The following is a 4,573-nucleotide window of genomic DNA, read 5'->3' on the forward strand; positions in this document are numbered from 1 at the left end:
GCCGTGACCGGTGAGAAGGTCGACTACAAGAGCGCGACCGTCAAGGCCACGCCGCTCGAAGTGCCGCCCGACCTGACGCAGCTGCAGAACGACTCGCGCTACAACGTGCAGAGCGGCGGCACCATCAGCGCCACCACGTTCCAGAATCCGCAGGCCGCCGGCAGCGCGGCTCCCGCGGCCGGCCCGGCGACGCAGACCGTGGCGCCGAACACCCTCGGCCAGGCCCGCCTGGAACGCCAGGGCGACCAGCGCTGGGTCGTCACCACGCAGACACCCGAACAGGTGTGGCCGCAGCTGCAGGCCTTCTGGAAAGAGCGCGGCCTGACGATCTCGGTCGACCAGCCCGAAGCCGGCGTGATGGAGACCGAGTGGGCCGAGAACCGCGCCCGGCTGCCGGACGACCTGATCCGCCGCACGCTGGGCCGCGTGATCGACGGCCTGTACTCCACCGGCGAACGCGACAAGTACCGCACCCGCGTCGAGCGCAGCGCCAACGGCACCGAGATCCACATCGCCCACCGCGGGCTGCGCGAGGTCTACGTCGGCCAGCAGAAGGAATCGACGAGCTGGGAACCGCGCCCGAGCGAGCCCGAACTCGAAGGCGAGATGCTGACTCGCCTGCTCGTGAAGCTCGGCGCGAAGGACGAGCAGGCCAAGCTCGCGTCGCAGCAGGCCGCGTCGGCGCCCGCCGCCGCCACGCCGCATGCCCGCGCCATCGAAGGCCAGGCGGCAGCGTCGCTGCAGGTCGACGATGCGTTCGACCGCGCCTGGCGCCGCGTCGGCCTCGCACTCGACCGCAGCGGCTTCACCGTCGAAGACCGCGACCGCACGCAGGGCGTCTACTTCGTCCGCTATGTCGACCCGGCGATGGCCGGCAAGGAAGAGCCCGGCTTCTTCAGCCGCCTGTTCGGCACCGGCGAGAAGGGCAACTTCGCACCGGTGAAGTACCGCGTGCGCGTGGTCGGCCAGGGCGACGTGAGCCTGGTGTCGGTGCTCGACAGCAAGGGCGAGCCGGAGAACGGCGACGCCGGCAAGCGCATCGTCGGCCTGCTGGTGGACGAGCTGAAGTAAGCGCCGGGGAGCGATCCGCATGCTGCGCTTCTGCAGCCTCGGCAGCGGCAGCACCGGCAACGCGACGCTGGTCGAGGCCGGCAGCGGAAGCACCGTCACGCGGCTGCTGATCGACTGCGGCTTCTCGCTGCGCGAACTGACGCTGCGGCTGTCGCGCACCGGCCTCGCCGTCGACGACATCGATGCGGTGTTCGTGACCCACGAGCACGGCGACCACGTCGGCTGCGCATTGACGCTCGCGCGCCGTCACCGCGTGCCGTTGTGGACGAGCCTGGGCACCTGGCGCGCGATCGGCGATCCGTCGGCGGAAGAATGGCTGAACGTCGCGCGCGACGGCGAAGCCATCACCGTCGGCGACCTGCAGCTGCGGCCCTACACCGTGCCGCACGATGCCAACGAGCCACTGCAGCTGCGCCTGACCGATGGCGATGCCTGCCTGGGCGTGCTGACCGACACCGGCTCGTCGACGGCGCACGTCATCGCGCACCTGCAAGGCTGCGATGCGCTGCTGCTGGAATGCAACCACGACGTGCAGATGCTCGCGAACTCGAGCTACCCGGCCTCGCTGAAGCGGCGCGTCGGCGGGCGGCTCGGGCACCTGTCGAACGAGAGCGCGGCCGAGATCCTCGCGGCCTGCCACCATGCCGGGCTGCGCCACCTGGTGGCCGCGCACCTGAGCCGGCAGAACAACCGGCCCGAGCTGGCCGTTCAAGCGTTGCTTGGCGTGACGGGCGGCAACGCGGACGACATCATCGTGGCCGATCCGGCGCTGGGATTCGAATGGCTCTCACTGCGCTGACTTTTACGCTGAGAAGTACAGGCGAAAAAAAGCCGCCCGAAGGCGGCTTTCTCACATCGCCGAAGCGATTTACTTGACAGCCGAAGCGGCGGCCGAAGCAGCGCCGGCAGCAGCCGAAGCAGCGTCCGTGGCAGCCGAAGCGGCCATTGCAGCGCCCGAAGCAGCGGCGTCAGCCACCGGAGCGGGAGCCGGAGCCGGCGTGGCGGCCGGAGCAGCCGGAGCGGCCTCTTCCGGCTTCTTGCCGCAAGCGGCCAGAGCAACAGCAGCAACCAGGGAAGCCAACAGAAGCGACTTTTTCATACTTATCCTCAATGAAAGGTTCAGACAATTACCGGTAATTGTGGGAACCCTCCGATCAATCGATACACGGCAGATCCCCAACGGACTCAGACCTACGAAAGCTCGAGCGTTTCGTAGGTCCAGCCCATGATTATACGCAGACCCAGTGCATACCCTATAGGCCCAGGGTTGTCGCAGGAAAGGCCTCGACGGAGCGTTGCAAAAGTGCATCAAGGTGTTCGCGCGTGCGCACCGCATCGCCCTCGTCGGTGGACCAGCTCGCGCGGTACTGCGCCGGATTCAGCAGCCGCAGCGTGACCAGGCCCGGGGCCAGCAGCACGGTCGGGACATCGCGCTCGTCATCGCTGTCGGGCGAGCGGCATTCGACGATGTGCGACCACTGCCGGCGCCATTGCGCGAAGCGCGCGTGGCGCCGCGACATCTCGTCGAAATGCCCGCCCAGCATCGTCAGCTTGCGGTGCGCGAAGGCCCAGCGCGTCAGGTGATCGAGCACCGCCTGCTCGCCGAGCGGCCAGTCGGCGAAGTCGGGATCGCTCAGCAGCAGCTCGCGACAGCCCTGCTCCGCCGCGAGCGCGAAGCCCTCGCGCAGGGCCTGCAGGAAATCGCTGCGCGACGTGATGATGCGGGGCGTACCGGTCTCGTCCATCTTTTCACTCCTTGTGCAGCGGGCGCACCCAGCCCGCCTGCGCCCATTGGTCGAGCAATCCGAAGGCATCGTCGCTCAGCCGCGCGACATCGGCAAGTGCCAGGCTGCGGCCGTCCGCCAGCAGGCGCATCAACCGCGCGTCGCGGCCGGCCGCGCGAAACGAATCGCCGTTGATGAACACATGCCGATCGTCATACATCATCCGCGTGCGGCGGTCCAGGCGCACCGCCTGCGGCGCCTCGAGCGGCTCGCCGGCATCGAACCACACCGTCGGCTTCGGCTCGCTCAGCAACTCGCCGAGCGCGCAGGCGAGCGCTGCCGGGTCGCGCAGCAGCCGCTGCACCGCATCGGCCGCGAACGCCTGCAGCCGCTCGGGCACGCGGCCCGGCGCCTCGGTGGCCGGCTGCGACGGGTCGCGGTACAGCGGGTCCTCGGCATCGGGGTCGACCGCCTCGATCACGCGCTGCAGCACCTCGGTCGCGAGCTCGTCGCGGCCGGCCGCGCGAAAGCCGATCGAGCAGGTCATGCACTCGCCCTCGGCGACGCCGTCGTGGCCCCAGCCGGGCGGCAGGTACAGCATGTCGCCGGGCTCGAGCAGCCACTCCTGGTCGGGCACGAAGCGGCTCAGGATCTTCAGCGGCACGCCGGGCTCGAGCGACGCATCGTCGACCGGACCGATGCGCCAGCGCCGCTTGCCCTGCACCTGCAGCAGGAACACGTCGTAGGAATCGACGTGCGGGCCGACGCCGCCGCCGTCGCTCGCCCACGAGACCATCAGGTCGTCGAGCCGCGCGTCGGGCACGAAGCGGAACCACGACAGCAACTCGCGCGCGGCATCGAGGTGCAGGTCCAGCCCCTGCACCAGCAGGGTCCAGCCGGCGCGCGACACCGGCGGCAGCGCACGCCGCGGCAGCGGGCCGCGCTTCATCGTCCAGCCGCGGCTGCCGTGCACGATCAGGCGCGATTCGACATCCTCGCGCGAGGCCAGCTCGAACAGCTGTGCGCGCGGCGCGATCGGCGCGATGCCGGGCACGGCCTGGCGGATCAGCAGCGGCTTCTTCTGCCAGTGGCGGCGCATGAAGGCGGTGGGCGACAGGCCGCCGAGCAGGGTGTCGGGCCGGGTGGCGAGACCGGGCGTAGAGCCGGGCGTAGAGGGGTGGGAGATCGGTGCGGGCATCGCAGGATTGTGCGATGACTGTGCGATCATCCTTCGATGCTCATCACCAACCCCTGCGTCGTCGCCCTCACGTGGCGATTGGAAGACGCCCAAGGCCAGCTGATCGACGAACTCGACGCGCCCGTCGAGTTCTTCGTCGGTGGCGACGACCTGCTCGCCAAGGTCGAAGAAGCGCTGATCAACCAGGAGACCGGCTTCGAAGCCAGGCTCCACCTCGAACCCGAACAGGCCTTCGGCGACTACCAGCCCGACCTGGTCTTCTTCGAGGCACGCTCGATCTTCCCGGAACAGGTCGATGTCGGCATGCAGTTCGACGGGCCGCCCGAAGGCGCCGTCACCGAAGGCCTGCGGCCTGACGCGGTCTACACCGTGACCGAGGTCTACCCGACCCACGTGGTGCTCGACGGCAACCACCCGCTGGCCGGCATCGCGCTGCGGCTCGACCTGAAGGTGCGCGACGTGCGCGAGGCCACCGAGGAAGAGATCGAGGCCGGCAGCGTCGACTCGCCGGCCCTGAGCATCATGACGACGGCGCCGTCGAATTCACACCTGCACTAGGCTCAGGCCTGTGCGGCGCCTT

At 69.4% G+C, this 4,573-nt stretch carries 6 protein-coding genes; 3 read left to right on the top strand and 3 right to left on the bottom strand.

What is annotated here, in order from left to right:
* Together bamC and AC1D12_RS25495 are read left to right on the top strand one after the other, a co-directional pair.
* A partial coding sequence (gene bamC, locus AC1D12_RS25490; protein WP_477843703.1) for an NlpB/DapX family lipoprotein occupies positions 1 to 1,071 on the top strand: 1,071 nt, incomplete at its 5' end.
* 22 nt (positions 1,072 to 1,093) lie between these two features.
* A complete protein-coding gene (locus AC1D12_RS25495) occupies positions 1,094 to 1,870 on the top strand; it encodes an MBL fold metallo-hydrolase (protein ID WP_477843707.1) in 777 nt (258 codons plus the stop codon).
* A 69-nt stretch (positions 1,871 to 1,939) separates the two neighbouring features.
* On the opposite strand, the gene AC1D12_RS25500 is transcribed toward AC1D12_RS25495, so the two are convergent.
* The 3 genes from AC1D12_RS25500 to AC1D12_RS25510 all read right to left on the bottom strand — a co-directional run bounded on the left by AC1D12_RS25500 (position 1,940) and on the right by AC1D12_RS25510 (position 3,993).
* Positions 1,940 to 2,170, bottom strand: coding sequence for a hypothetical protein (locus AC1D12_RS25500; protein ID WP_465113218.1), 231 nt, complete (start codon positions 2,168 to 2,170; stop codon positions 1,940 to 1,942).
* Positions 2,171 to 2,324: 154 nt separating this feature from the next.
* The gene (locus AC1D12_RS25505) at positions 2,325 to 2,816 is read right to left on the bottom strand and encodes a hypothetical protein (protein WP_052213046.1); all 492 of its coding nucleotides are present in this window, start codon (positions 2,814 to 2,816) and stop codon (positions 2,325 to 2,327) included.
* 4 nt (positions 2,817 to 2,820) lie between these two features.
* Positions 2,821 to 3,993 carry a JmjC domain-containing protein gene (locus AC1D12_RS25510; RefSeq protein WP_477843705.1) on the bottom strand — a complete coding sequence of 391 codons (1,173 nt, stop codon included), beginning with the start codon at positions 3,991 to 3,993 and terminating at the stop codon, positions 2,821 to 2,823.
* 36 nt (positions 3,994 to 4,029) lie between these two features.
* Here AC1D12_RS25510 and AC1D12_RS25515 point away from each other — a divergent pair, with 36 nt between their 5' ends.
* Positions 4,030 to 4,551, top strand: coding sequence for an FKBP-type peptidyl-prolyl cis-trans isomerase (locus tag AC1D12_RS25515; protein WP_047511457.1), 522 nt, complete (start codon positions 4,030 to 4,032; stop codon positions 4,549 to 4,551).
* Positions 4,552 to 4,573: the final 22 nt, after the last annotated feature.

It is taken from the genome of Rhizobacter sp. P1_G5 (assembly GCF_056405435.1).

What these genes read in the sequence shown, in the direction of transcription:
- AC1D12_RS25500 (WP_465113218.1), bottom strand. Translation starts at nt 2,170, where the DNA reads ATGAAAAAGTCGCTTCTGTTGGCTTCCCTGGTTGCTGCTGTTGCTCTG.
- AC1D12_RS25505 (WP_052213046.1), bottom strand. Translation starts at nt 2,816, where the DNA reads ATGGACGAGACCGGTACGCCCCGCATCATCACGTCGCGCAGCGATTTC.
- AC1D12_RS25510 (WP_477843705.1), bottom strand. Translation starts at nt 3,993, where the DNA reads ATGCCCGCACCGATCTCCCACCCCTCTACGCCCGGCTCTACGCCCGGT.
- AC1D12_RS25515 (WP_047511457.1), top strand. Translation starts at nt 4,030, where the DNA reads ATGCTCATCACCAACCCCTGCGTCGTCGCCCTCACGTGGCGATTGGAA.